General features: G+C 61.4%; 26 protein-coding genes and 1 pseudogene. 16 read left to right on the plus strand and 11 right to left on the minus strand.

The genetic code is table 11. The annotated features are described in order from the left end of the window. Positions 1-6: 6 nt before the first annotated feature. Both choX and betC read right to left on the minus strand, forming a co-directional pair. Entirely contained in the window at positions 7-927 is a 921-nt protein-coding gene (gene choX / locus JFV30_RS29140; protein WP_201125786.1) for a choline ABC transporter substrate-binding protein, read from the minus strand. A 16-nt stretch (positions 928-943) separates the two neighbouring features. Next, positions 944-2,458, minus strand: coding sequence for a choline-sulfatase (betC, locus tag JFV30_RS29145; RefSeq protein WP_201125787.1), 1,515 nt, complete (start codon positions 2,456-2,458; stop codon positions 944-946). Positions 2,459-2,561: 103 nt separating this feature from the next. Here betC and JFV30_RS29150 point away from each other — a divergent pair, with 103 nt between their 5' ends. The 6 genes from JFV30_RS29150 to JFV30_RS29175 all read left to right on the plus strand — a co-directional run bounded on the left by JFV30_RS29150 (position 2,562) and on the right by JFV30_RS29175 (position 8,234). Beyond that, positions 2,562-3,512 carry a choline sulfate utilization transcriptional regulator gene (locus JFV30_RS29150; protein ID WP_201125788.1) on the plus strand — a complete coding sequence of 317 codons (951 nt, stop codon included), beginning with the start codon at positions 2,562-2,564 and terminating at the stop codon, positions 3,510-3,512. Between the two features lie 31 nt (positions 3,513-3,543). After that, the gene (locus JFV30_RS29155) at positions 3,544-3,870 is read left to right on the plus strand and encodes a DOPA 4,5-dioxygenase family protein (protein ID WP_010168549.1); all 327 of its coding nucleotides are present in this window, start codon (positions 3,544-3,546) and stop codon (positions 3,868-3,870) included. Between the two features lie 102 nt (positions 3,871-3,972). Next, positions 3,973-4,941 (plus strand): 2-dehydro-3-deoxygalactonokinase, encoded by a 969-nt coding sequence (locus JFV30_RS29160; RefSeq protein WP_201125789.1) that lies wholly within the window; start codon positions 3,973-3,975, stop codon positions 4,939-4,941. A gap of 13 nt (positions 4,942-4,954) precedes the next feature. Then, on the plus strand, positions 4,955-5,575 hold the full coding sequence (locus JFV30_RS29165) for a 2-dehydro-3-deoxy-6-phosphogalactonate aldolase (RefSeq protein WP_201125790.1): 621 nt from the start codon (positions 4,955-4,957) through the stop codon (positions 5,573-5,575). Between the two features lie 33 nt (positions 5,576-5,608). Then, on the plus strand, positions 5,609-6,757 hold the full coding sequence (gene dgoD, locus JFV30_RS29170; RefSeq protein ID WP_003213645.1) for a galactonate dehydratase: 1,149 nt from the start codon (positions 5,609-5,611) through the stop codon (positions 6,755-6,757). A gap of 172 nt (positions 6,758-6,929) precedes the next feature. Then, entirely contained in the window at positions 6,930-8,234 is a 1,305-nt protein-coding gene (locus JFV30_RS29175; RefSeq protein ID WP_169386736.1) for an MFS transporter, read from the plus strand. Between the two features lie 146 nt (positions 8,235-8,380). On the opposite strand, the gene JFV30_RS29180 is transcribed toward JFV30_RS29175, so the two are convergent. From JFV30_RS29180 to trpB, 3 genes are all read right to left on the minus strand, one after another. Next, entirely contained in the window at positions 8,381-8,827 is a 447-nt protein-coding gene (locus JFV30_RS29180; protein ID WP_010168555.1) for an anti-virulence regulator CigR family protein, read from the minus strand. A 140-nt stretch (positions 8,828-8,967) separates the two neighbouring features. Beyond that, positions 8,968-9,777, minus strand: a complete 810-nt coding sequence (gene trpA / locus JFV30_RS29185; protein ID WP_010168557.1) for a tryptophan synthase subunit alpha — start codon at positions 9,775-9,777, stop codon at positions 8,968-8,970. Next, a complete protein-coding gene (trpB, locus tag JFV30_RS29190) occupies positions 9,778-11,004 on the minus strand; it encodes a tryptophan synthase subunit beta (RefSeq protein WP_010168558.1) in 1,227 nt (408 codons plus the stop codon). It abuts the gene before it with no gap. Between the two features lie 109 nt (positions 11,005-11,113). On the opposite strand from trpB, the gene JFV30_RS29195 reads away from it, so the two are divergent. Next, complete coding sequence (locus JFV30_RS29195; protein WP_010168560.1) at positions 11,114-12,010, plus strand: LysR family transcriptional regulator; 897 nt, start codon at positions 11,114-11,116, stop codon at positions 12,008-12,010. On the opposite strand, the gene JFV30_RS29200 is transcribed toward JFV30_RS29195, so the two are convergent. Then, positions 12,007-12,333 carry a DUF883 family protein gene (locus JFV30_RS29200; protein ID WP_003170746.1) on the minus strand — a complete coding sequence of 109 codons (327 nt, stop codon included), beginning with the start codon at positions 12,331-12,333 and terminating at the stop codon, positions 12,007-12,009. The two genes, JFV30_RS29195 and JFV30_RS29200, sit on opposite strands and share 4 nt — an antisense overlap. 156 nt (positions 12,334-12,489) lie before the next feature. Between JFV30_RS29200 and JFV30_RS29205 the strand changes: the two genes are divergently transcribed. Continuing rightward, positions 12,490-12,705 carry a dodecin gene (locus JFV30_RS29205; RefSeq protein WP_005783406.1) on the plus strand — a complete coding sequence of 72 codons (216 nt, stop codon included), beginning with the start codon at positions 12,490-12,492 and terminating at the stop codon, positions 12,703-12,705. Positions 12,706-12,823: 118 nt separating this feature from the next. Beyond that, positions 12,824-13,051, plus strand: a complete 228-nt coding sequence (locus JFV30_RS29210) for a DUF1161 domain-containing protein (RefSeq protein WP_003214893.1) — start codon at positions 12,824-12,826, stop codon at positions 13,049-13,051. A 59-nt stretch (positions 13,052-13,110) separates the two neighbouring features. Here JFV30_RS29210 and JFV30_RS29215 read toward each other — a convergent pair whose 3' ends face one another. After that, positions 13,111-14,112, minus strand: a complete 1,002-nt coding sequence (locus tag JFV30_RS29215) for an LLM class flavin-dependent oxidoreductase (RefSeq protein WP_010168579.1) — start codon at positions 14,110-14,112, stop codon at positions 13,111-13,113. 217 nt (positions 14,113-14,329) lie between these two features. Here JFV30_RS29215 and JFV30_RS29220 point away from each other — a divergent pair, with 217 nt between their 5' ends. Both JFV30_RS29220 and JFV30_RS29225 read left to right on the plus strand, forming a co-directional pair. Continuing rightward, positions 14,330-14,761, plus strand: a complete 432-nt coding sequence (locus JFV30_RS29220) for an OsmC family protein (protein ID WP_010168580.1) — start codon at positions 14,330-14,332, stop codon at positions 14,759-14,761. Positions 14,762-14,874: 113 nt separating this feature from the next. Further along, a complete protein-coding gene (locus JFV30_RS29225; protein WP_010168581.1) occupies positions 14,875-15,114 on the plus strand; it encodes a DUF1161 domain-containing protein in 240 nt (79 codons plus the stop codon). Here JFV30_RS29225 and JFV30_RS29230 read toward each other — a convergent pair whose 3' ends face one another. Then, positions 15,115-15,537 (minus strand): PA0061/PA0062 family lipoprotein, encoded by a 423-nt coding sequence (locus JFV30_RS29230; RefSeq protein ID WP_010168582.1) that lies wholly within the window; start codon positions 15,535-15,537, stop codon positions 15,115-15,117. It lies immediately after the preceding gene. 142 nt (positions 15,538-15,679) lie between these two features. On the opposite strand from JFV30_RS29230, the gene JFV30_RS29235 reads away from it, so the two are divergent. Beyond that, positions 15,680-16,726, plus strand: coding sequence for an aminopeptidase (locus tag JFV30_RS29235; RefSeq protein ID WP_201125791.1), 1,047 nt, complete (start codon positions 15,680-15,682; stop codon positions 16,724-16,726). A gap of 3 nt (positions 16,727-16,729) precedes the next feature. On the opposite strand, the gene JFV30_RS29240 is transcribed toward JFV30_RS29235, so the two are convergent. Both JFV30_RS29240 and JFV30_RS29245 read right to left on the minus strand, forming a co-directional pair. Then, positions 16,730-17,380, minus strand: coding sequence for an HAD family hydrolase (locus tag JFV30_RS29240; RefSeq protein ID WP_201125792.1), 651 nt, complete (start codon positions 17,378-17,380; stop codon positions 16,730-16,732). Positions 17,381-17,391: 11 nt separating this feature from the next. Then, positions 17,392-17,933, minus strand: a pseudogene (locus JFV30_RS29245) (gamma carbonic anhydrase family protein). A 54-nt stretch (positions 17,934-17,987) separates the two neighbouring features. Between JFV30_RS29245 and prlC the strand changes: the two are divergent. Next, the gene (gene prlC, locus JFV30_RS29250; protein WP_201125793.1) at positions 17,988-20,087 is read left to right on the plus strand and encodes an oligopeptidase A; all 2,100 of its coding nucleotides are present in this window, start codon (positions 17,988-17,990) and stop codon (positions 20,085-20,087) included. Then, complete coding sequence (locus tag JFV30_RS29255) at positions 20,084-20,356, plus strand: YheV family putative zinc ribbon protein (RefSeq protein ID WP_201125794.1); 273 nt, start codon at positions 20,084-20,086, stop codon at positions 20,354-20,356. The genes prlC and JFV30_RS29255 overlap by 4 nt, the downstream gene beginning before the upstream one ends. A 27-nt stretch (positions 20,357-20,383) precedes the next feature. On the opposite strand, the gene JFV30_RS29260 is transcribed toward JFV30_RS29255, so the two are convergent. Beyond that, the gene (locus tag JFV30_RS29260) at positions 20,384-21,070 is read right to left on the minus strand and encodes a dual specificity protein phosphatase family protein (RefSeq protein WP_201126251.1); all 687 of its coding nucleotides are present in this window, start codon (positions 21,068-21,070) and stop codon (positions 20,384-20,386) included. A gap of 275 nt (positions 21,071-21,345) precedes the next feature. Between JFV30_RS29260 and JFV30_RS29265 the strand changes: the two genes are divergently transcribed. Further along, entirely contained in the window at positions 21,346-22,086 is a 741-nt protein-coding gene (locus tag JFV30_RS29265) for a gluconate 2-dehydrogenase subunit 3 family protein (RefSeq protein ID WP_201125795.1), read from the plus strand. A gap of 2 nt (positions 22,087-22,088) precedes the next feature. Beyond that, the gene (locus JFV30_RS29270) at positions 22,089-23,873 is read left to right on the plus strand and encodes a GMC family oxidoreductase (protein ID WP_201125796.1); all 1,785 of its coding nucleotides are present in this window, start codon (positions 22,089-22,091) and stop codon (positions 23,871-23,873) included. Positions 23,874-23,883: the final 10 nt, after the last annotated feature.

Here is a 23,883-nt window from a genome sequence, read left to right on the forward strand (position 1 = left end):
CAGCCGTTAGAGCTTGGCTTTTACAGCGGCCAGCGCCTCCTGCCCATCGACGGTTTTAACCCCATCGAGCCACTTGTCCAGCACTGCCGGATTCGCCTTGATCCACGCCTTCGCCGCCTCGGCATTACTGACCTTCTTGTTCACCACCTCAGCCATGATGGCGTTCTCCATCTCCTGGGTGAAGCTCAGGTTGGTCAGCAATTTGCCCACGTTCGGGCACGCCTGCGCATAGCCCTTGCGGGTCAACGTATACACGCTGCCGGTGTCACCGAAGTACTTTTCCCCGCCCTTGAGGTAATGCATCTTCAGCTGCACGTTCATCGGGTGCGGCGTCCAGCCGAGGAAGGTCACGAACTTCTGCTTCTTAACCGCTCGCGACACTTCCGCCAGCATCGCCTGTTCGCTGGACTCGATCAGCTTCCACTGGCCCAGGTCAAAGTCGTTCTTCTTGATGATTTCCTGCAGCGAGATATTCGCCGGCGCACCTGAACCGATGCCATAGATCTTCTTGTCGAACTTGTCGGCAAACGTGTTCAGGTCGGCAAAGTCATGCACCCCGGCGTCCCACACGTAGTCCGGCACGGCGAGGGTGAACTCGGTGCCGTCGAGGTTTTTCGCCAGTTGCACCACATCGCCATTGGCCACGAACTTGTCGTAGAAGCCCTGCTGCGCCGGCATCCAGTTACCCAGGAACACATCCACCTGGCCGTCCTTGAGCCCGCCAAATGTGATCGGCACCGCGAGGGTGTCGACCTTGGCCTTGTAGCCCATGCCGTTCAGCAAAAAACCGGTAATGGCATTGGTGGCGGCGATATCGCTCCAGCCCGGATCGGCCATCTTCACGGTGTCGCAGCTTGTGTCCGCGTAGGCGCCGGCACTGCTCAATGCCAGCAGCGCAACGCTCACCACGGTGGATAACTTTTGCATGGCCTTCCCCTCAGTTTTATTGGTTTTGGCAGGGTTGTGGAAAACGTGCCTTGCGCTCCAGATCGTCGAGGTCGATGTGGTTGCGCATGTATTGCTGACTGGCGTCTACCAGTGGCTGGTGGTCCCAGCTCTTCAGCTTGCCTTGGGTCAGCGCCTCGAACACCAGGCGGCGACGGCGTTGGCTGGCGAGCACCTGCTGGTGGATCGCCGGGATGTCCCATTTGGCCCGCGCCTCACTCAAAAACGCCTCGAACAGTGGCCGGTGTTCCGGTGACTGGCTGAGGTCTTCCCGCTCGTGCGGGTCGTTGGGTACATCGAACAACAGGCAAGGATCGTCCTCGCTGTAGATGAACTTGTAGGCGCCACGGCGGATCATCATCAGCGGGCTGATGGTGCCCTCGGCCATGTATTCGCCGAACACCTCGTCGTGCCCGCCCTGCCCTTGCAAGTGCGAGACCAGCGAGCGGCCGTCCAGCGGCAGGTTGGCGTCGAGTTCGCCGCCGGCCAGCTCCACCAGGGTCGGCAGCAGGTCGGCGGTGGACACGGCGGCGGTCACGCGGCCGGCGGCAAACTGCCCCGGCGCGCTGATCAGCAGCGGCACCCGGGCGGCCATTTCAAACCAGTGCATTTTGTACCAGAGCCCGCGCTCGCCGAGCATGTCGCCGTGGTCACCGGAGAAGATGATGATGGTGTCGTCGGCCAGGCCCGTGTCTTCCAGGGTTTGCAGGAGCTTGCCGACGTTGCTGTCGATGTAGCTGCACGCGCCGAAGTAGGCGCGGCGCGCATCGCGGATCTTGTTCACCGGCAGCGGCTTGTCCCAAAGGTCGTAGACCTTGAGCAGGCGCTGGGAGTGGGGGTCCAGGTCTGCCTGTGGCGGGGTTGTGGGCAACGGAATGTCGTTGTCGTCGTACAGGTCCCAGAACGGCTTGGGAATGGTGTACGGGTCGTGTGGGTGCGTCATGGAGACGGTCAGGCAGAACGGCTGCTCGCCGTCCTCGCGGATATGGTCGAACAGGTATTGCTGGGCCTTGAACACCACCTCTTCGTCGAAATCCAGCTGGTTGGTACGCACGCACGGCCCGGCTTGCAGCACCGACGCCATGTTGTGGTACCAGGTGGGACGCACGTCCGGTTCATCCCAGTTCACTGCCCAGCCATAGTCGGCCGGGTAGATATCGCTGGTCAGGCGCTCTTCATAACCGTGGAGTTGGTCGGGGCCGCAAAAGTGCATCTTGCCCGACAGCGCCGTGCGGTAGCCGAGGCGACGCAGGTAGTGGGCATAGGTCGGCACGTCGGCGGGGAAATCGGCTGCGTTGTCGTAGGCGCCGATCTTGCTCGGCAACTGGCCGCTCACCAGGGTAAAGCGCGAGGGCGCGCACAGCGGGCTGTTGCAGTAGGCGGCGTCGAACACCACACCTTCAGCGGCGAGGCGGCTCAAGTTCGGCAGCTTGATAGGCGAAGGACCGTAGAACGGAAGCATCGGCGCGGCCATTTGATCGGCCATGATGAAAAGAATGTTCTTGCGCTTCATGGTTTCGCGGCATTCCATAGTCAATGTTTATGCGAATGAGCATGCAGGCCATGGAAATCGTGGTAAAGCCCATGAGAAGCAATGTCTAGGATAAGCCCAGCTTATGTATGAATCCCTTGGTCACCTGTCCCTCGATCTGCTGCGCGCGTTTGAAGCCGCTGCGCGCCAACGCAGCTTTACGGCGGCGGCCATGGAGTTGGGCACCACCCAGCCGGCCATCAGCCAGCAGATCAAGCGTTTGGAAGAGCAGCTGAAGGTGCGGCTGTTTGATCGCATTTACCGGGGCATCGAGTTGACCGACGCGGGCGCCCTGTTGTTCGAGCAGGTGCAGTCTGGTCTACAGAGCATCAACCAGGGCCTGAGTGCGATTGCCGAGCAGGACCAGCACGAAGTCCTGCAGGTGGCGACAGACTTTGCCTTCGCCGCGTATTGGCTGATGCCACGCCTGCACCGCTTCCATGAAGCCAACCCGCAGGTGGACGTGAGCCTGGTCACCAGCGAACGCAATCACGCCACGTTGCGCAGCGATATTGATGTGGCGGTGCTGTTCGGTGATGGCCGCTTCAAACAGGGCGACAGTCATTGGCTGTTCAACGAGGAAGTGTTCCCGGTGTGCAGCCCGCAGCTCATTCAGGGCCGCGACGCGCCGCTGCCGGTGCAAAGCCTGCTGGAGTTTCCCTTGCTGCACCTGCGCCAGCAAAACAATAACCAGTGGTTCGACTGGAACGGCGTGTTCCGCGAACTGGGCATCACCACGGCGCCCACTCCGGGCCAACTGCGTTTCGACAACTACACCTTGTTGATCCAGGCGGCGATTGCCGGCCAGGGCGTGGCCATCGGCTGGCGCCACCTTGTGGATAACTTGCTGGAGCAAAAGTGGCTGTGCCGGCCTATTGGCGACACGGTGATCTCGCGTTTCGGCTATTACGTGGTGCTGCCTCAGCGCAAACGTCGCAGCCAGTTGATCGAGCGTTTCGTCGACTGGCTGATGGCCGAGCAGGCCAGCAGCGCACAATCGCTGACCGGTCTGGCCCTGCCGTCCATTGCGGTCTAGGATTTGCCGATCATTGAGCCCGGAGCCTGTCATGCAACGTATCAAGGGCTACCACGCCCACATCTACTTTGACGCCAACACGATCGATCAGGCGCGCAAACTCTGCGAAGACGCCGCGCAAATGTTCCCGCTGCGCATGGGCCGGGTGCATGAGCGTCCGGTGGGCCCACACCCGGACTGGAGCTGCCAGTTGGCGTTCGACCCGGAATACATCGGCGTCGTGTTGCCGTGGCTGGCACTCAACCGCAACGGCCTGGTGGTGTTCCTGCACCCCACCACCGGCGATGACCTCAAGGACCACACCGAACACGCGATCTGGATGGGGGCGATGCGCACGCTGGACTTGTCGATATTCTGAGTGCTCGTATTCCCTATATATGGGATTGATATTTATATATTGAGACTTTAACGGTCTTGGGTTTATATTCGCCTCATCCGCTCAGAACACTCAGGTGAAGCGATGCAGGCGCAATTGATCGCGCTCGATTGGGGAACCAGTTCCCTTCGTGCTTATAAGCTCGGCCCGGCAGGCGTCGTGATCGAACGACGTGCCCTGGCGTCGGGGATCATGCACTTGCCCACCGAACCCCGGGACATTGCCGGTGTTCGCAGCAGTAACGGCTTCGAGTTGGCATTCGACGCGGCCTGCGGTGACTGGCTCGACGCCCAGCCCGGCCTCCCCGTCATCGCCTGCGGCATGGTCGGCAGCGCCCAGGGCTGGAGCGAGGCGGCTTACCGCGACACCCCGGCGGATGTTTCCACCCTCGGCCAGGCGCTGCAGGGTGTGCGCAGCTTGCGCGGCGCTCTGGTGCACATCGTGCCTGGCGTGATTCAACGTGGCGCGTTGCCCAACGTGATGCGCGGCGAAGAAACCCAGGTGCTCGGCGTGTTGCAAAGCCTGCCTGCGACGAACGGGCGCGACGTCTTGATCGGCCTGCCGGGCAGCCATTCCAAGTGGGTGGACGTGGTGGAAGGCTGCATCACCCACTTCGACACCTTCATGACCGGCGAGCTGTTCGCCGTGCTCAGCCAACACAGCATTTTGGGGCGAACCCAACGCCCTTCCGAAGAGTTCCAGGCGGCGGCTTTTGATCGCGGCGTCCAGGTGGCGCAGTCGGCAGATGGCCAGGCCGGCCTGTTATCGAGCTTGTTCAGCGCCCGCACCCTGGGCCTGACCGGCGAGCTGGCGCCGGACGAGCAGCCGGACTATTTGTCCGGCCTGCTGATCGGCCACGAACTCATGGGCCTGCGTACCCGCCAGCCTTCCCGACAGCGCGACATCGTCCTGGTGGGCGCAACCCAACTCTGCACCCGCTACCAGCGTGCACTCCAACTCTGCGGCTTCCCCCACGTGACCCTGGCGCAGGAGGCTACCGAACGTGGCCTTTGGCAACTGGCCATGGCGGCGGGGCTGCTGCCTGCAACCTGACGAGAGGCCCGACATGCTCAAGCAAGCACTGACACACAACGGTTTGATCGCGATCCTGCGCGGCCTGCGACCGGACGAGGCATTGGCGATCGGCGAGGTGTTGTACAAGGCGGGCTTCAGGGTCATCGAAGTACCGCTCAACTCGCCGGATCCCTACACCAGCATCCGTATCCTGCGGGACAGCCTGCCCGCCGATTGCCTGATCGGCGCCGGCACCGTGCTGACCCCGGAGCAGGTCCATCAAGTCAAAGCCGCCGGCGGCCAAGTGATCGTCATGCCCCACAGTGACGCCAAGGTGCTGCGGGCTGCCAAGGCCGCGGGCCTGTACCTGTCGCCAGGTGTGGCCACCCCGACCGAAGCGTTTGCCGCGCTGGCTGAAGGCGCCGACGTGCTGAAGCTGTTCCCGGCCGAGCAAATGGGCCCGGCGGTGGTCAAGGCCTGGCTCGCGGTACTGCCCGCGGGCACGGTGCTGCTGCCGGTGGGCGGCATCACCCCGGACAACATGCAGGTATTTTTCGACGCGGGCGTCAAAGGCTTCGGCCTGGGCTCCGGGTTATTCAAGCCGGGCATGAGCGTCGACCAGGTTGCCAGTAACGCCCAGGCCTACGTCGCAGCCTGGAATGCCCTGGGCTGACCAGCGTTCTCCATCTACAAGAGAGATAAGAAGATGAAAATCACCAAACTGACCACCTTCATCGTCCCGCCGCGCTGGTGCTTCCTCAAGGTTGAAACCGACCAGGGCGTGACCGGTTGGGGCGAGCCTGTGGTCGAGGGCCGCGCCCACACCGTGGCGGCCGCCGTCGAAGAGCTTTCCGACTACTTGATCGGCAAAGACCCACGCAATATCGAAGACATCTGGACCGTGCTCTACCGCGGCGGCTTCTACCGGGGCGGCGCGATCCATATGAGCGCCCTCGCCGGTATCGACCAGGCGCTGTGGGACATCAAGGGCAAGGCTCTTGGTGTGTCGGTCAGCGACCTGCTGGGTGGCCAGGTGCGCGACAAGATCCGCGTGTACTCGTGGATCGGTGGCGACCGCCCGGCAGACACCGCCCGCGCCGCCAAGGAAGCCGTGGCCCGTGGTTTTACCGCCGTCAAAATGAACGGCACCGAAGAACTGCAATTTCTCGACAGCTTCGAAAAGGTCGACCAGGCCCTGGCCAACGTGGCCGCCGTGCGTGATGCGGTAGGCCCGAACGTGGGCATCGGCGTCGACTTCCATGGCCGGGTGCACAAGCCCATGGCCAAGGTGCTGATGAAGGAACTCGACCCCTACAAACTGATGTTTATCGAAGAGCCGGTGCTCAGCGAAAACTACGAAGCGCTGAAAGAGCTGGCGCCGCTCACCAGCACCCCGATTGCCCTCGGCGAGCGATTGTTCTCGCGCTGGGACTTCAAGCGCGTGCTCAGCGAAGGCTACGTCGACATCATCCAGCCGGATGCTTCCCACGCCGGCGGTATCACCGAAACCCGCAAGATCGCCAACATGGCCGAAGCCTACGACGTGGCCCTCGCCCTGCACTGCCCGCTCGGCCCGATTGCCCTGGCGGCGTGCCTGCAGCTGGACGCGGTTTGCTACAACGCGTTCATCCAGGAGCAGAGCCTGGGCATTCACTACAACGAGAGCAACGACCTGCTGGATTACGTGCGCGATCCGGGCGTTTTCGACTATGACCAGGGCTTTGTGAAGATCCCCAACGGGCCGGGCCTGGGCATCGAGATCAACGAGGAATACGTGATTGAGCGCGCGGCCATCGGGCACCGCTGGCGCAACCCGATCTGGCGCCATGCCGATGGCAGTTTTGCGGAGTGGTGATTTCCTCCTGAAGAAACACCGTCAGTGTGGGAGCTGGCTTGCCTGCGATAGCGGTGAGTCAGCTTGCATCTGCGGCACTGACACTCCGCTATCGCAGGCAAGCCAGCTCCTACAGGGATCGCGTTTCTTCAGTAAGACCTGTCCTCAATAACCATAAGAAGAGGCAACCCCCATGCAATCCGAGTCCTTCACCGGGCAGGCTTCTTTAGTCACGCCCAGCCGAAAGCGTTTCTTCATCATGGTGCTACTGTTCATCACGGTAGTGATCAACTACCTGGACCGCAGCAACCTGTCGATTGCCGCCCCGGCCCTGACCAGCGAGCTGGGGATCGACCCGGTGCATGTCGGGCTGATTTTCTCCGCGTTCGGCTGGACCTACGCTGCCATGCAAATCCCCGGTGGCTGGCTGGTGGACCGGGTGCCGCCGCGTATTCTCTACAGCGTTGCCCTGCTGCTGTGGTCAATCGCCACGGTGATGCTCGGCTTTGCCGCCAGCTTTATCGCGCTGTTCGTATTGCGCATGGCGGTGGGCGCCCTCGAAGCCCCGGCTTACCCGATCAACAGCCGCGTGGTCACCACCTGGTTTCCCGAGCGTGAGCGGGCCACGGCGATTGGGGTCTACACCTCCGGGCAGTTTGTCGGGCTGGCGTTTCTCACGCCGGTGCTGGCCTGGCTGCAACACACCTTTGGCTGGCACATGGTGTTTGTCGCCACCGGCGGCGTGGGCATTGTGTGGGCGTTGATCTGGTACGCGGTGTACCGCGAGCCACGGGATTTCAAGGGCGCCAATGCGGCGGAAATCGAGCTGATTCGCGCAGGCGGCGGGTTGGTGGACATTCAAGCGCAGGCGGCCAAGGCCCCGTTCAGTTGGGTCGACCTCGGCATCGTGCTGAGCAAGCGCAAGCTGTGGGGGATCTACCTGGGGCAGTTCTGCCTGAACTCCACGCTATGGTTTTTCCTGACGTGGTTCCCGACCTACCTGGTGAAATATCGCGGCATGGACTTCATCAAGTCCGGCCTGCTGGCGTCGCTGCCGTTTCTCGCGGCGTTTGTCGGCGTGCTGTGTTCGGGGTTGTTTTCTGACTGGCTGATTCGCCGGGGAACGTCGGTGGGCTTCGCGCGCAAGTTGCCGATCATTGGCGGGTTGTTGATTTCCACGGCGATCATTGGCGCCAACTTTGTTGACTCCACGGCGTGGGTCATTGCCTTTCTGGCGGTGGCGTTTTTCGGCAATGGGCTGGCGTCGATCACCTGGTCGCTGGTGTCGACCCTGGCGCCGGCAAGGCTGCTGGGGCTGACGGGCGGGGTGTTCAATTTCATCGGCAATCTGTCGGCGATTACCACACCGATTGTGATTGGCTTTCTGGCCACCGGGGATTCGTTTGCGCCGGCGATCACGTATATCGCGGTGCTGGCGTTGCTGGGGGCGCTTTCGTACATCTTGCTGGTGGGCAAGGTCGAGCGTATCGAACTTTAGACGACTGATAAGTATCTGTGGCGAGGGAGCTTGCTGTGGCGAGGGAGCTTGCTCCCGCTGGAGTGCGCAGCGCTCCCATGATTTTGGGGCCGCTGCGCAGCCCAGCGGGAGCAAGCTCCCTCGCCACAAAAGCACCCAGTCCGGCTCTAGTACAGCGCGCCATCCAGAATCTGATAGACGATGCTGGTGCCCACCGCGATCAACACGATGTCCCCGCCCGAACGGCGCCATTCGTAACCCGGGTATTGCGGCAGATGGCCCAGCGCCCTTGGGTCCAGACGCTCACCATAGTAGTTCGGCGGCAGGCGCTGGCCGCGCACCAGATGGATACCCGGAGGCGGCGGCGCGCCACGGCGGAAGTCGCCGTGGTTATCGCGGATCACTTGCCGTACCGGGCCGAAGTCCTGAGGAGGCCCGCCACGGTGGTTGTCCTGCGGCCCGCGACGGTCATCGCCACGGTGATCGTTTTGTTGGCCCTGGGGGCCGCCACGGTCAGGACCGCCACCTTGGTCATACGGTGCCGCTTGCACCAGGGCACTGGCGCCGAGCACCAGCACGCCTACACCTGCGATCAAGCGTTTGGGGATTTTCATGGGGCTGCTTCCTCAGTACTGCACGAACAAAAAAGGGATTTCGAACCATGTTCGAAATCCCTTGGTCTTGTTAGCTTAGGTACTGATTTGCCAGCATGATTCCTCTGTATCAGGAACTTTACCTATCGCTTACGAGCCGCTTACTTACGGGCGTTGCGCACACCTTCCGACAGCGCCGAACACAGGGTCAATACACCGTCGATGGCCTGCTGATCGTTGCTGGCGTTGGCGATGTGATCGATCAGCGCCGAACCCACCACCACACCGTCTGCCAGGCGGGCGATTGCAGCGGCCTGCTCCGGGGTACGGATACCAAAACCGATGCTGATCGGCAGGTCGGTATGGCGACGCAGACGGGTCACGGCTTCTTCGACGTGTTCCAGGGTCGCGGCACCGGCACCGGTCACACCGGCCACCGACACGTAGTACACAAACCCGGAGCTGCCGTTGAGCACGGTCGGCAGGCGTACGTCGTCGGTGGTCGGCGTGGTCAGGCGGATAAAGTCGATACCGGCAGCCTGGGCCGGGTCGCACAGTTCGCCGTTATGCTCGGGCGGCATGTCGACCACGATCAGGCCGTCGACGCCGGCTTCTTTCGCGTCGCTGATGAAGCGTGGCACGCCGTACATGTGGATCGGGTTGAAGTAACCCATCAGCACCAGCGGCGTGTCGCTGTTGTCCTTGCGGAACTCACGCACCATCTGCAGGGTTTTCGTGAGGTTCTGCTTGGCGGTCAGTGCGCGGATGTTGGCCAGTTGAATGGCCGGGCCGTCGGCCATCGGGTCGGTGAAGGGCATGCCCAACTCGATCACATCGGCGCCGGCCGCCGGCAAGCCCTTGAGGATCGCCAGCGAAGTGTCATAACCCGGGTCGCCGGCGGTGACGAAAGTCACCAGGGCGGCGCGGTTTTGTTCTTTCAGTTGCGCAAAACGTGTTTGCAGGCGGCTCATTTAGTGTTTCTCCTGCTGAGACTGTTCCATATGGTGCATCACGGTCTGCATGTCTTTGTCGCCACGGCCGGACAGGTTCACCACCATCAGGTGATCTTTCGGCAGGGTCGGTGCGCGTTTGAACACTTCGGCCAGGGCGTGGGCGCTTTCCAGTGCAGGAATAATCCCTTCCAGGCGGCAGCATTTGTGGAACGCGTCGAGGGCTTCGTCGTCGGTCACCGAGGTGTACTGAACGCGGCCGATGTCATGCAACCAGGCGTGTTCAGGACCGATGCCCGGGTAGTCGAGGCCGGCGGAAATCGAGTGGGCGTCGATGATCTGGCCGTCGTCGTCCTGCAGCAGGAACGTGCGGTTGCCGTGCAGTACACCCGGTACGCCGCCGTTGAGGCTGGCCGCGTGCTTGCCGGTTTCGATGCCGTAGCCGGCCGCTTCAACGCCGATGATTTCGACGCTGGTGTCATCCAGGAACGGGTGGAACAGGCCCATGGCGTTGGAGCCGCCGCCGATGCACGCCACCAGGCTGTCGGGCAGACGGCCTTCCTGGGCTTGCAGCTGGGTACGGGTTTCCTTGCCGATCACGGCCTGGAAGTCGCGGACCATCGCCGGGTACGGGTGCGGGCCGGCCACGGTGCCGATCAGGTAGAAGGTGCTGTCGACGTTGGTCACCCAGTCACGCAGGGCTTCGTTCATCGCGTCTTTCAGGGTGCCGGTGCCGGCAACGACCGGAATCACTTCGGCGCCCAGCAGCTTCATGCGGAACACGTTGGCCTGCTGGCGCTCGATGTCGGTGGTGCCCATGTAGATCACGCATTGCAGGCCAAACCGCGCGGCGACGGTGGCCGTGGCCACACCGTGCATGCCGGCGCCGGTCTCGGCGATGATGCGTTTTTTGCCCATGCGCCGTGCCAGCAGGATCTGGCCGATGCAGTTGTTGATCTTGTGCGCGCCGGTGTGGTTCAGCTCTTCGCGCTTGAGGTAGATCTTGGCGCCGCCGCAGAACTCGGTCAGGCGTTCGGCAAAATACAGCGGGCTTGGACGTCCGACGTAGTCGCGCTGGAAGTAGGCCAGTTCTTCGTTGAAGGCCGGATCGATCTTGGCCGCTTCGTATTCGCGGGCCAGATCCAGGATCAACGGCATCAGGGTTTCCGCCACGTAGCGGCCGCCGAACGAACCAAACAGGCCATTGGCATCTGGGCCGTTGCGTAAATCGGTCTGGGTCTGAGTCATGGGACGCTCCAGGTAGAAAATGTGTAAGAGGCAATGACGGTCACTCTACCCCTGACGCTTCAAGGTGAAAACCGATAAGATCGCCACAACCTGTCAGGAAAACTCACAGATGAGTCGAGACCTTCCCCCACTGAATGCCTTGCGCGCTTTCGAGGCGACGGCACGCTTGAACAGCGTCAGCCAGGCTGCCGAGCAACTGCACGTCACCCATGGCGCGGTCAGCCGGCAGCTCAAGGTGCTGGAAGAGCACTTGGGCGTCAGCCTGTTCGTCAAGGACGGGCGCGGCCTCAAACTCACAGATGCCGGTGTCCGCCTGCGGGACGCCAGCTTCGAGGCCTTCGAACGTTTGCGGGATACCTGCGCAGAACTCACGCAAAGCAGCGCCGACGCGCCGTTTGTGCTCGGCTGCTCCGGGAGTCTGCTGGCGCGCTGGTTTATTCCCCGCTTGGGCCGCCTGAATGCCGAGCTGCCGGATTTGCGCCTGCACCTGTCGGCGGGCGAAGGCGACCTCGACCCGCGCCGCCCGGGGCTGGATGCGCTGTTGGTGTTCGCCGAGCCGCCGTGGCCGGCGGACATGCAGGTGTACGAATTGGCCAGCGAGCGCATCGGCCCGGTCATGAGCCCGCGTTTTGCCCACTACGAACGGTTGCGCCACGCGCCTGCCGAGGCGCTGCAGAATGAAGCCTTGTTGCACACCACCTCACGCCCTCAAGCCTGGCCCAGCTGGGCGCAACACCACGGGATCGACGCCGGCGCGTTGAAGTACGGCCAGGGTTTTGAGCATTTGTATTATTTGCTGGAAGCGGCGGTGGCAGGGCTGGGAGTGGCGATTGCGCCGCAGCCGCTGGTGGCAGAGGACCTGCGAGCGGGCCGCCTGGTTGCGCCGTGGGGTTTCAGTGAAACCCCGGCGCAACTGGCGTTGTGGCTACCCAAGCGCGCCGCGGATGGGCGCGCCCGGCAACTGGCGCAGTGGCTCAAGGCTGAGCTTGGGCGCCAGGACGTTTAGTCACCGCGTTTGCACAGCAAGTAAGCAGCCAGCAGGCCCAGCGCACCGACGGCGACGCCAGCGGTAGTCCATGGGTGCTCTTGCGCGTAGTCCCGTGTTGCAACACCGGTTTCGCGGATTTTGACTTTGCTTTCTTCGTAAGCATCGCTGATCAGGTGACGGGAATGCTTGAGGGCATTCTCGGCATTGCTTTTCAGGGCCTTCAGGGTTTTGCGCGACTCGTCAGACGCATCGTCCTTGAGGCTTTCCAGAGATTTGAGCAGGCTCGAAATCTCGGCTTCCATGCTTTCCAATGACGCTTTGCGTAAAGAGGTGTTGGCCATGTGGGCTCTCCTGGAGTGATTGAGTGGCGTGTGTTGTTTCCGACTGCGGCGGTTTCAGAAAGTGCAGTAAATCTGAACTTTCGCGTGGGAATGGTCGCCAGAAGCAGTACGAGAATTCACTGCTAGGCTTCATAAACCATCCAGGAGAAAAACCTTATGAGTGATCATCACACCTACAAGAAAGTCGAACTGGTGGGCTCTTCCACGACCAGCATCGAGGACGCCATCAATAACGCCCTGGCTGAAGCCAACAAGAGCATCAAGCACTTGGAGTGGTTTGAAGTGACCGAAACCCGTGGCCACATCAAGGACGGCAAGGCCGCGCACTTCCAGGTCACCCTCAAGGTGGGGTTCCGAATTGCCAGTAGTTGATCCCGCCGGTTGAACTTGCGCGCTGGCCGATTGCCATAAACTCCGCTACAACCTTTAGGCATGCCGACGTGACGAGCGTCGGCATGCTTCCTTTCGATCAACCCAAGGAAAGTGACGGATGAAGAACTTTTTGTTGGCGGTAGGTTTGTTGAGTATTGCGGGCACAGCCCTGGCGGCGGGCAAGCCTTGTGAAGAGCTGAAAAGCGAGATTGCGGCGAAAATCGACGCTAAAGGCGCTTCGGGCTACTCCCTGGAAATCGTGGACAAAGGTGCTGCACCTAGTGACCACACGGTTGTCGGCAGCTGTGAAGCCGGTACCAAGGAAATCGCCTACAAGCGCGGGTGATCCCGTGTTGCAGACGTAAAAAACCGACGCAAGTGCGTCGGTTTTTTTATGCCTGCGGTTTAGCCCTTCATGACCTGCGCCAGCAGCTCGTAGGAATGAATCCGGTCGGCGTGCTCGTACAGGTCGCAGGTAAAGATCAGCTCATCAGCGCCGGTCTGCTCCACCAGTACTTCCAGTTTGGCGCGGATTTTCTGCGGGCTGCCCACCATCGCCAGGCCAAGGAAACTGCCTACGGCGTCTTTCTCGTGCGGCAGCCACAGGCCGTCCATGGTTTTAACCGGCGGACGCTGCACCAGGCTTTGCCCACGCATCAGCGCGAGGATTCGCTGGTACACCGAGGTGGCCAGGTAATCGGCTTGCTCATCGGTGTCGGCGGCCACCAGCGGGATGCCGAGCATCACGTAGGGCTTGTCCAGCACGGCTGAAGGCTTGAAGTGGTTGCGATAGACGCGAATCGCCTCATGCATCAGGCGCGGTGCGAAATGTGAGGCAAAGGCGTAAGGCAAACCGCGCTCGCCCGCCAGTTGCGCACTGAACAGGCTCGAGCCCAGCAGCCACACAGGCACATTGGTGCCGGTGCCGGGTACGGCGATCACACGCTGGTCCGGGGTGCGCGGGCCGAGGTAGGCCATCAGTTCTGCCACGTCTTCCGGGAAATCATCAGCGCTGCCGGAGCGTTCACGGCGCAGCGCGCGGGCGGTCATCTGGTCGGAGCCTGGTGCGCGGCCAAGGCCCAGGTCGATGCGGCCCGGGTACAGGCTTTCGAGGGTGCCGAACTGCTCGGCGATCACCAGCGGCGCATGGTTGGGCAGCATCACGCCGCCGGAACCAACGCGGATCGTCGAGGTGCCGCCGGCCAGGTAACCCAGCAACACCGAGGTCGCCGAACTGGCGATGCCGTCCATATTGTGGTGTTCGGCCACCCAGAAACGGTTGTAGCCAAATTTTTCCACGTGCTGGGCCAAGTCCAGGGAATTGCGCAGCGACTGTGCCGGACTGCCGTTGGCGCGTACGGGCACGAGGTCGAGGGTCGAGAATTTAACGTCGGACAGCGGTTTCATAAGCCTGCTTCTCCAATGGGGGCGCAGGCTTCTTAGACGAACCAAAACCTGCCGCTTCATGTGCATGTTCTATGCAATGAGGGCATATACCCGAGATTCAATAGCGACTGTGAAATTTCCTACTTAATCGCTAGGTTTCTCCGACAAGATGAACTTTGCCGGGGCGTCTATCCTCAGAACCCTTACTGACGCAAAACCACCGTTCGAGGAGACCGCTATGAGTATCGTTAAAAAAGCATCCGCGCATTGGGAAGGCGACCTGAAGACTGGCCTGGGTTCCATCTCCACGGAGACCGGCGTGCTGCGCGAAGCGCCCTACGGCTTCAAGGCTCGTTTCGAAGGCGGCAAGGGTACCAACCCTGAAGAACTGATCGGCGCGGCCCATGCCGGCTGTTTCTCCATGGCCTTTTCCATGATTCTGGGCGACGCCGGGCTCAAGGCCGACAGCATCGACACCCAGGCCGAAGTGACCCTGGACCAGGTGGACGGCGGCTTTGCGATCACTGCGGTGCACTTGATCCTCAAGGCGAAGATCCCGGGCGCCAGCCAGGCGCAGTTCGATGAACTGAGCAAAAAGGCCAAGGAAGGATGCCCGGTGTCCAAGGTGTTGAATGCAACCATCACCCTGGATGGTACCCTCGTTAGTTGATCCAGCCCCCTTGCAGGGGTGAGCTTGCTCGCCCCTGCAGGTACAAGTGTGGTCGAATAGCCGATTGCAGACTTAGCGCACACCCGTGCGCGTGCATTCAGGGAGCTTCACACATGAAACGTATTGCCTTGGCGGTTATCTGCGGTGCGCTGGCCACATCAGCCCTGGCCGCGCCGAAAGACTGTGAAGAGCTGAGGAAAGAGATCGAGGTAAACATCCAGGCCAAAGCCATTCCGTCCTACACCCTGGAAATCATTACCGCCGAAGAGGCCAAAAATCATGACAGCGCCATGATCGTCGGCTCTTGTGAGAACGGAACCAAGCGCATCCTCTACCAGAAGAACAACGACTGATCAGATGCAGTTGACGCTACGTTCTTCCGCCAGCAACTGACCCGCTTTGTTGTACAGCCGGATATTCGGGTTGTAGCCCAGTGAGCGCCCTTCCAGGCGATAACGCTGGCCTGCCTCGAAACGTTCGTATTGCAGGGTCATGAAGCAGGTGCGGTCAGTGGTTTGGCCAAACCCGCCGAAGCTGCCGCCGGTAGGCACCTCGAAATCAAAGCGCACCATCAATTCATGGCTGCCTGGCGGCACCTGGAAGAAGCGCCCGTCGTTCAGGTTCTTCCCGTCCAGGCGTTGCGCCATCACCAGCTTGGCACCGGGTGTCGGGGTGGCGAAGTCGACCCAGGCTTGTTGCGGGTCAACCGCAGGGAGCGGCGTCGACGCGCAGGCACTGAGAAAAATCGCGGCGACGGGAAGCAGTAGCTGACGCATGTTAAGCACTCAACTGTAGGAATGATTTTTCGAGCGGCTGCATTCGGCAGCAGACTCCCTATGAGTATAAACACGCCACGCCATGGAAAAATTCCCCACAGGCGAGATAGTCTGGCGGGATGATTACCGGTGAGAGGTTTGAATGGTCAGGCGTTTACTTCCCGGGTTGATGCTGTTGTGGCTCAGCGGCTGTTCCAGCGTCAGCTATTACAGCCAACTGGCGGACGGCCAATGGCAATTGCTGCGGGCCCGGGAGCCGGTCTCCACGGTCATCGCCGACCCGTCCCGCCCGCAGGTGCTGCGTGAGCATCTGGCGCAGTCGCAGAAAGCCCGCACGTTCGCGAGCGAGCACCTGCACCTGCCGGATAACCAGAGTTACCGCTTGTATGCCGATATCGGCCGCCAGTACGTAGTCTGGAACGTCTTCGCCACGCCTGAATTTTCCCTCTCGCCCCAGACCCACTGCTTCCCGATTGCCGGCTGCGTGGCCTATCGCGGTTATTACAACCAGGGCGCCGCGCGCGGCCAGGCGGCGTTGCTGAAGCAGCAAGGCATGGACGTGTCGATTGGCGGCGTCGAGGCCTATTCCACCCTCGGCTGGTTCAATGATCCGATCATGAATTCGATGATGAACTGGGGCGATGAGCGCCTGGCCACGCTGATTTTCCATGAGCTGGCGCACCAGCGGTTTTATGTGAAGGACGACACCGAGTTCAACGAGTCGTATGCCACCTTTGTGGAGCAGGAAGGCACTCGCCAATGGCGTGCAGCACGGGGTTTGCCGCCGGCCAGCGAGTCGGCGTTGAAACAGCGCGACCAGTTCACCCGGCTGGTGCTCGACACCCGCAAGCGCCTGGAGCAACTGTATGCGCAGCCACTGGCGGCCGATGCGATGCGCCAGGCCAAGGCGGCCGAATTCGAGCGCCTGCGCAGGGACTATCGGCAAATGCGTGATAGCCAGTGGGGGGGTGACAAGCGCTACGACGCCTGGATGAACTTGCCGATGAACAACGCAAGGTTGTTGCCGTTTGGCCTGTATGACCAGTGGGTGCCGGCGTTCGCCGCATTGTTCCGGCAGGAAGGCGGGGATTGGGCGAAGTTTTTTGTCGCGGTGGAGAAGCTGGGCGGGTTGCCGGGGGATCAGCGCAAGGCGGCCCTTGCGCGGCTGGAGGCCGCGCAGAAGCCCTAGGCATCAGCGTTGCAAAAACGCCTGATGCATCTCAGCCAATGTTTCGAAATTCCAGGTCGGCGCCTCGGCGCTCAGCTCTTCATGGCTGCCAAACCCATAACCTACCGCCGCCGAGTCCAGCCCATTGCTGCGGGCGCCGATCAGGTCGTGCTTGCGGTCGCCAATCATCAAGGTGCTGGCCGCGTCCAGGCCTTCTTCAGCCATCAGGTGGGCGATCAGCTCAACCTTGTTGGTGCGGGTGCCGTCCAGCTCGCTGCCGTAGATCACCTTGAAATGCCGGGCAAAATCAAAGTGCCGGGCGATTTCACGGGCAAACACCCAAGGCTTGGACGTGGCCACATACAGCTGGCGACCCTGGCCGTTCAGTGCCTCCAGCAGCGGCATCACGCCGTCAAACACGCGGTTTTCGTACAGGCCGGTGACTTTGAAGCGCTCGCGGTAAAAATTCACCGCTTCCCAGGCCTTGGCCTCGTCGAAGCCGTAGAACTGCATGAAGGCTTGCAACAGCGGCGGGCCGATGAAGTGTTCGAGTTTGGTCAGGTCCGGCTCATCAATGCCCAGTTTGGCGAGGGCGTACTGGATCGAACGGGTGATGCCTTCGCGCGGGTCGGTGAGGGTGCCGTCCAGGTCGAACAAAACGGTTTGGTAATGCATGGGGGTCCTTGTCATTGGTCGAAGCCTTCGGCCAGGTGCAGGTCTTTGAGCTTCACGTAGTTCGCGGCGCTGTAGGTGAAGAACGCCCGCTCCTTGTCAGTCAGCGGGCGGATTTGTTTAACCGGGCTGCCCACATACAAAAACCGCTTTCGAGTTTCTTGCCCGGCGGCACCAGGCTGCCGGCACCGATGATGACGTCGTCTTCCACCACGGCGCCGTCCATCACAATGCTGCCCATGCCGATCAGGATCCGGCTGCCCACCGTGCAGCCATGCAACATGACCTTGTGGGCGATGGTCACGTCGTCACCGATCAGCAGCGGGAAGCCATCAGGATTGAAGGGCCCTGCGTGAGTAATGTGCAGCACGCAGCCGTCCTGCACGCTGGTGCGCGCACCGATGCGGATGCGGTGCATATCGCCGCGGATCACCGTCAGCGGCCATACCGAGCTGTCGGCGCCGATTTCGACGTCGCCGATCACCACCGCCGATGCATCGACGAAAGCCCCGGCGGCCAAGGCCGGCGTGTGATTCTGGTAGGTGCGAAGGGTCACGATAGGCTCTCTCTCTTCTGCTGATAGCTGCGGTGGGCGTTGATTGTAATTAAGATGGCCCCATCTTTGTTCTTACATGTTTCTTCAGCCAAGGTGCCAACCGTGAGCGCGAACAACCCTCTTCTGCAGTCCTACGACCTGCCGCCGTTCTCGGCGATCCGTGCCGAGCACGTACAGCCGGCCATTGAACAGATCCTCGCCGACAACCGCGTCGCAATCGAAGGCATCCTGCAAAGCCAGGGTAAAAATCCGACCTGGGCCGGGCTGGTCCTGGCCATGGACGAACTCAATGACCGCCTGGGCGCCGCCTGGAGCCCGGTCAGCCACCTGAATGCCGTGTGCAACAGCACCGAACTGCGCGAAGCCTACGAGGCGTGCCTGCCGGCACTGAGCGCCTACTCCACCGAGATGGGCCAGAACCGCGAGCTGTTCCAGGCCTTCGAAGCTTTGGCCAACAGCCCGGAAGCCGCCGGCTTCGACGTGGCGCAAAAAACCATTCTGGAACACTCGCTGCGGGACTTCCGCCTGTCGGGTATCGATTTGCCGCCTGAGCAGCAAAAACGTTATGCCGAAGTGCAGAGCAAACTCTCCGAGCTGGGCAGCAAGTTCTCCAACCAATTGCTCGACGCCACCCAGGCCTGGACCAAACACGTCACTGACGAAGCGACCCTCGCCGGCCTGACTGATTCGGCCAAGGCACAAATGGCCGCCGCCGCCCAGGCCAAGGGCCTCGACGGCTGGCTGATCACCCTGGAATTCCCGAGCTACTACGCGGTGATGACCTACGCCCACGACCGCGCCCTGCGTGAAGAAATCTACGCGGCCTACTGCACCCGTGCGTCGGACCAGGGCCCGAATGCCGGCCAGAACGATAACGGCCCGGTCATGGAACAGATCCTCGACCTGCGTCAGGAGCTGGCACAGCTGCTGGGCTTCGCCTCGTTCTCCGAACTGAGCCTGGCCACCAAAATGGCCGAGTCCAGCGACCAGGTGTTGAGCTTCCTGCGGGACCTGGCCAAGCGCAGCAAACCGTTTGCCACCCAGGACCTGCAACAGCTCAAGGCCTACGCCGCCGAACAAGGCTGCCCGGACCTGCAAAGCTGGGACAGCGGTTTCTACGGCGAAAAGCTGCGTGAACAACGCTACAGCGTGGCCCAGGAAGCCCTGCGCGCCTACTTCCCGATCGACAAGGTGCTCAGCGGCCTGTTCGCCATCGTGCAGCGCCTGTACGGCATCGAGATCGCCGAACAGAAAGGCTTCGACACCTGGCACCCGGACGTTCGCCTGTTCGAAATCAAGGAAAACGGCCAACACGTCGGCCGCTTCTTCTTTGACCTGTACGCCCGCGCCAACAAGCGTGGCGGTGCCTGGATGGACGGTGCCCGTGACCGCCGCCGCACCCTCAATGGCGTGCTGCAAAGCCCGGTGGCCAACCTGGTGTGCAACTTCACCCCGGCGGACAGCGGCAAACCTGCCCTGCTGACCCACGATGAAGTGACCACGCTGTTCCACGAATTCGGCCACGGCCTGCACCACCTGTTGACCCGCGTTGAACACGCTGGCGTGTCTGGCATCAACGGCGTGGCCTGGGATGCGGTGGAGTTGCCGAGCCAGTTCATGGAGAACTGGTGCTGGGAGCCTGAAGGCCTGGCGCTGATCTCCGGTCACTACGAAACCGGTGAGCCGCTGCCCCAGGACCTGCTGGAAAAAATGCTCGCGGCGAAGAACTTCCAGTCCGGCCTGATGATGGTGCGCCAGTTGGAATTCTCGCTGTTCGACTTTGAGCTGCACGCCACCCACGGCGATGGCCGCAGCGTGTTGCAGGTGCTGGAAGGCGTGCGTGACGAGGTGTCGGTGATGCGCCCACCGGCCTACAACCGCTTCCCCAACAGCTTTGCGCACATCTTTGCCGGCGGTTACGCGGCGGGTTACTACAGCTACAAGTGGGCGGAAGTGCTGTCGGCCGATGCCTTCTCCAAGTTCGAAGAAGACGGCGTGCTCAACGCCGAGACAGGCCGGGCGTTCCGCGAGGCGATTCTGGCCCGTGGTGGCTCCCAGGCGCCGATGGTGCTGTTCGTCGATTTCCGCGGACGTGCGCCGTCGATTGACGCACTCTTGCGCCACAGCGGCCTGAGTGAGGACGCGGCAGCATGAGTGAAGCACCTGTGAAAACCAAAAAACGCTTTATCGCCGGGGCGGTCTGCCCGGCGTGCAGCGAGCCGGACAAGTTGATGATGTGGAGCGAGGACTACGTGCCGCACCGCGAATGCGTGGCTTGCGGATATTCCGACACGCTCAATGAGCAAGGTCTGTCAGTGCCCAAGGAATTGGGCACACGGGTGAATACATCGGCACTGAAAGCACCGGATCCCAAGGTGCAGGCGGTGCAGTTTTTCCCGAATCCGAAGTTGAAAAAAGACTGACGGGTCTACGCCCCCTGAGCGGATGGCTCAGGGGGTGATCACTAAGGCTGTTTTTTCGGCTGCCGCGTCCTTGGCGGTGTCTGCGGTATTCAGCCAGCTTTTCATCGAGCACAGTGCAAACGCGCTGGTGCTGCATTCACCGTTGGCCAGTGCCGTGCGTAACTTGTCGACATCGGCCTTCATCATGTAGCGAACGCCGTCTTTAAAGCCGCTGCTTGCACCAAAGCCCCCCAAGGTCATTTCGCTCAGCGCCTCCTCCTTGCTCCACCCCTGAACCACCACCCGATACATCGCCGCCATCAGGCCGGTGCGATCGGAGCCGTGTTTGCAGTGCATCAGCACGGGGCCATTGCCTTCGGCGTCCTGAATGGCGCGCAGCGCGGCCAGCACGTCGCTGTCGTCGACATGATTGGTGCGATAGGTCAGTTGGACTTGTTTGATGCCTGTGGATTTCAGCCACTTGCTGTCGGATTCGGGCAGGAAATTGATCACCGTACCGATCTTCAGCTTTTCCAGGACCGGAACCGCGCTGCTATCCGGCAGTGCGCTGCGATAGAGGGTGGGCGACATTTGATACAGGTTGTATTGGTTGCCCACCGGCTGGGCCCATTCCGCTGACCGGATGGGCGTGAGCTCTTCGGCCTGGGCGTGGACGGTAGTAAACAGCGCCATGAACGCCAGGCTGAGGGCGGGCAGCAATTGATGGTTGAACATGGGCGATGTAACCGAATAGGAAAGGGCTGATGGGGCCCAGATTCGCCCAAGGGGGGTCAATGCCGCGTGAGGCTCTCGTCAAAGAATCGTGAACGCATGCTGTTTTTTCCGGCTGAATCGATTCTCCTCGATCCTTAGCCTGCTATCCTTTGTAACTATTGATTGCTGCTGTGTTCTATCCCTTTGGGATCCTTTGGATCCCATTTGCTGCCAAAACTAATAAGTCGCTCCATGAAGCGGCTGATAAATCCGTGACCACATGATGAGGTGCCACCATGTCTGATCAAGATCAAGACAACCCCCGGCGTGAGTTTTTGCGCAAATCCTTGACCTTGATCCCCGTGGTCACTGTCGCCAGCACGGGCCTGGGCGGTTCGATGCTGATGGCCGTTCCCGAGCCGGTTCAAGCCAACCCCGAAAAGGCGCCTGTCAGCACCCAGGCGTATGAGCCGAGCTATTTCACTGCCGAGGAATGGGCTTTTATCAACGCGGCCGTGGCCCGCTTGATCCCGGCGGATGACCAAGGCCCGGGCGCCCTGGAAGCCGGTGCGCCGGAATACATCGACCGCCAGATGAACACGCCGTACGCGGCGGGTGCCCTGTGGTTCATGCAAGGCCCGTTCAACGCCGATGCGCCGCCTGAAATGGGTTGGCAGAGCAAACTGGTGCCCAAGGAGATCTATCGCCTCGGCATCGCTGCCACGGATGCCTGGTCGAAAGCGATGAACGGTAAGCTATTTGCCGAGCAAGACAGCGCTACCCAGGAAAAATTGCTGCAGCGTCTGGAGGCCGGCGACGCGCAGTTCGACAGTGTTCCGCCGAAGATTTTCTTCAACCTGTTGCTGCAAAACACCAAGGAAGGCTTCTTCTGCGACCCGGTCCACGGTGGCAACAAAGGCATGGTCGGCTGGACCATGATCGGCTTCCCCGGCGCCCGCGCCGATTTCATGGATTGGGTTGAACGCAACGAGCAATACCCCTTCCCGGCTGTTTCCATCCGTGGCGAGAGGGCATAAACGTGGCGACCATCATGAAGAAAGTGGATGCAGTGATTGTCGGCTTCGGCTGGACCGGCGCGATCATGGCCAAGGAGCTGACGGAAGCGGGCCTCAACGTGGTAGCGCTGGAGCGCGGCCCGATGCAGGACACCTACCCCGACGGCAACTATCCCCAGGTCATCGACGAACTGACCTACAGCGTGCGTAAAAAACTCTTCCAGGACATCTCCAAGGAAACCGTGACCATTCGCCATAGCGTGAATGATGTGGCGATGCCCAACCGCCAACTGGGCGCTTTCCTGCCCGGCAACGGCGTGGGTGGTGCCGGCCTGCATTGGTCGGGCGTGCACTTTCGGGTGGACCCGATCGAGTTGCGCATGCGCAGCCATTACGAAGAGCGCTACGGGAAAAACTTCATTCCCAAGGACATGACCATCCAGGATTTCGGCGTCAGCTATGAAGAACTGGAGCCGTTCTTCGACTATGCCGAGAAAGTCTTCGGCACCTCCGGTCAAGCCTGGACGGTGAAAGGCCAGCTGGTGGGCGAAGGCAAGGGGGGCAACCCTTACGCGCCGGATCGCTCGAATCATTTCCCGCTGGAGTCGCAGAAGAACACCGTCTCCGCACAGTTGTTCCAGAAGGCCGCCACCGCCGTGGGTTACAAGCCTTACAACTTGCCTTCCGCGAATACGTCGGGGCCGTACACCAACCCCTACGGCGCGCAAATGGGCCCGTGCAACTTCTGTGGTTTCTGCAGCGGCTATGTCTGCTACATGTATTCCAAGGCTTCGCCGAACGTGAACATCCTGCCGGCCTTGCGCCAGGAGCCCAAGTTCGAACTGCGGCCCAATTCCCACGTGCTGAAGGTCAACCTCGACAGTACCAAGCGCAAGGCCACTGGCGTGACGTACGTCGACGCCCAAGGCCGCGAGTGCGAGCAGCCGGCAGACTTGGTGATCCTCGGGTCCTTCCAGTTCAACAACGTGCGCCTGATGCTGCTGTCGGGCATCGGCAAGCCCTACGACCCGATCTCCGGCGAGGGCGTGGTGGGCCGGAACTTCGCCTACCAGAACATGGCCACCATCAAGGCGTTCTTCGACAAGGACGTGCACACCAACAACTTCATCGGCGCCGGCGGCAACGGTGTGGCGATCGATGACTTCAACGCCGACAACTTCGACCACGGGCCTCACGGCTTTGTGGGCGGCTCGCCGATGTGGGTCAACCAGGCGGGCAGCCGGCCGATTGCCGGTACGTCCAACCCGCCGGGCACGCCGGCGTGGGGCAGTGCCTGGAAGCGCGCCACCGCCGATTACTACACTCACCAGGTGTCAATGGATGCCCACGGCGCTCATCAATCCTACCGTGGCAACTACCTCGATCTGGACCCGGTTTACCGCGATGCCTACGGCCTGCCGCTGCTGCGCATGACCTTCGACTGGCAGGAAAATGACATCAAGATGAACCGCTTCATGGTCGACAAAATGAGCAAGATTGCCGAAGCGATGAACCCCAAGGCGATCGCCTTGTTGGGCAAAAAAGTCGGTGAGCACTTCAACACCGCGGCCTACCAGACCACCCACCTCAACGGTGGCGCGATCATGGGCACTGACCCGAAAACCAGTGCCTTGAACCGCTACTTGCAGTGCTGGGACGTGCACAACGTGTTTGTCCCGGGCGCTTCCGCGTTCCCACAAGGCTTGGGCTACAACCCAACGGGCCTGGTGGCGGCGCTGACCTACTGGTCGGCGCGGGCGATTCGCGAGCAATACCTGAAAAACCCCGGCCCACTGGTTCAGGCATAAGGAGCGATGA

This window comes from Pseudomonas sp. TH32 (assembly GCF_016650855.1).
GTDB lineage: Bacteria > Pseudomonadota > Gammaproteobacteria > Pseudomonadales > Pseudomonadaceae > Aquipseudomonas.

What these genes read in the sequence shown, in the direction of transcription:
- choX (WP_201125786.1), bottom strand. Translation starts at nt 927, where the DNA reads ATGCAAAAGTTATCCACCGTGGTGAGCGTTGCGCTGCTGGCATTGAGC.
- betC (WP_201125787.1), bottom strand. Translation starts at nt 2,458, where the DNA reads ATGAAGCGCAAGAACATTCTTTTCATCATGGCCGATCAAATGGCCGCG.
- JFV30_RS29150 (WP_201125788.1), top strand. Translation starts at nt 2,562, where the DNA reads ATGTATGAATCCCTTGGTCACCTGTCCCTCGATCTGCTGCGCGCGTTT.
- JFV30_RS29155 (WP_010168549.1), top strand. Translation starts at nt 3,544, where the DNA reads ATGCAACGTATCAAGGGCTACCACGCCCACATCTACTTTGACGCCAAC.
- JFV30_RS29160 (WP_201125789.1), top strand. Translation starts at nt 3,973, where the DNA reads ATGCAGGCGCAATTGATCGCGCTCGATTGGGGAACCAGTTCCCTTCGT.
- JFV30_RS29165 (WP_201125790.1), top strand. Translation starts at nt 4,955, where the DNA reads ATGCTCAAGCAAGCACTGACACACAACGGTTTGATCGCGATCCTGCGC.
- dgoD (WP_003213645.1), top strand. Translation starts at nt 5,609, where the DNA reads ATGAAAATCACCAAACTGACCACCTTCATCGTCCCGCCGCGCTGGTGC.
- JFV30_RS29175 (WP_169386736.1), top strand. Translation starts at nt 6,930, where the DNA reads ATGCAATCCGAGTCCTTCACCGGGCAGGCTTCTTTAGTCACGCCCAGC.
- JFV30_RS29180 (WP_010168555.1), bottom strand. Translation starts at nt 8,827, where the DNA reads ATGAAAATCCCCAAACGCTTGATCGCAGGTGTAGGCGTGCTGGTGCTC.
- trpA (WP_010168557.1), bottom strand. Translation starts at nt 9,777, where the DNA reads ATGAGCCGCCTGCAAACACGTTTTGCGCAACTGAAAGAACAAAACCGC.
- trpB (WP_010168558.1), bottom strand. Translation starts at nt 11,004, where the DNA reads ATGACTCAGACCCAGACCGATTTACGCAACGGCCCAGATGCCAATGGC.
- JFV30_RS29195 (WP_010168560.1), top strand. Translation starts at nt 11,114, where the DNA reads ATGAGTCGAGACCTTCCCCCACTGAATGCCTTGCGCGCTTTCGAGGCG.
- JFV30_RS29200 (WP_003170746.1), bottom strand. Translation starts at nt 12,333, where the DNA reads ATGGCCAACACCTCTTTACGCAAAGCGTCATTGGAAAGCATGGAAGCC.
- JFV30_RS29205 (WP_005783406.1), top strand. Translation starts at nt 12,490, where the DNA reads ATGAGTGATCATCACACCTACAAGAAAGTCGAACTGGTGGGCTCTTCC.
- JFV30_RS29210 (WP_003214893.1), top strand. Translation starts at nt 12,824, where the DNA reads ATGAAGAACTTTTTGTTGGCGGTAGGTTTGTTGAGTATTGCGGGCACA.
- JFV30_RS29215 (WP_010168579.1), bottom strand. Translation starts at nt 14,112, where the DNA reads ATGAAACCGCTGTCCGACGTTAAATTCTCGACCCTCGACCTCGTGCCC.
- JFV30_RS29220 (WP_010168580.1), top strand. Translation starts at nt 14,330, where the DNA reads ATGAGTATCGTTAAAAAAGCATCCGCGCATTGGGAAGGCGACCTGAAG.
- JFV30_RS29225 (WP_010168581.1), top strand. Translation starts at nt 14,875, where the DNA reads ATGAAACGTATTGCCTTGGCGGTTATCTGCGGTGCGCTGGCCACATCA.
- JFV30_RS29230 (WP_010168582.1), bottom strand. Translation starts at nt 15,537, where the DNA reads ATGCGTCAGCTACTGCTTCCCGTCGCCGCGATTTTTCTCAGTGCCTGC.
- JFV30_RS29235 (WP_201125791.1), top strand. Translation starts at nt 15,680, where the DNA reads ATGGTCAGGCGTTTACTTCCCGGGTTGATGCTGTTGTGGCTCAGCGGC.
- JFV30_RS29240 (WP_201125792.1), bottom strand. Translation starts at nt 17,380, where the DNA reads ATGCATTACCAAACCGTTTTGTTCGACCTGGACGGCACCCTCACCGAC.
- prlC (WP_201125793.1), top strand. Translation starts at nt 17,988, where the DNA reads ATGGCCCCATCTTTGTTCTTACATGTTTCTTCAGCCAAGGTGCCAACC.
- JFV30_RS29255 (WP_201125794.1), top strand. Translation starts at nt 20,084, where the DNA reads ATGAGTGAAGCACCTGTGAAAACCAAAAAACGCTTTATCGCCGGGGCG.
- JFV30_RS29260 (WP_201126251.1), bottom strand. Translation starts at nt 21,070, where the DNA reads ATGTTCAACCATCAATTGCTGCCCGCCCTCAGCCTGGCGTTCATGGCG.
- JFV30_RS29265 (WP_201125795.1), top strand. Translation starts at nt 21,346, where the DNA reads ATGTCTGATCAAGATCAAGACAACCCCCGGCGTGAGTTTTTGCGCAAA.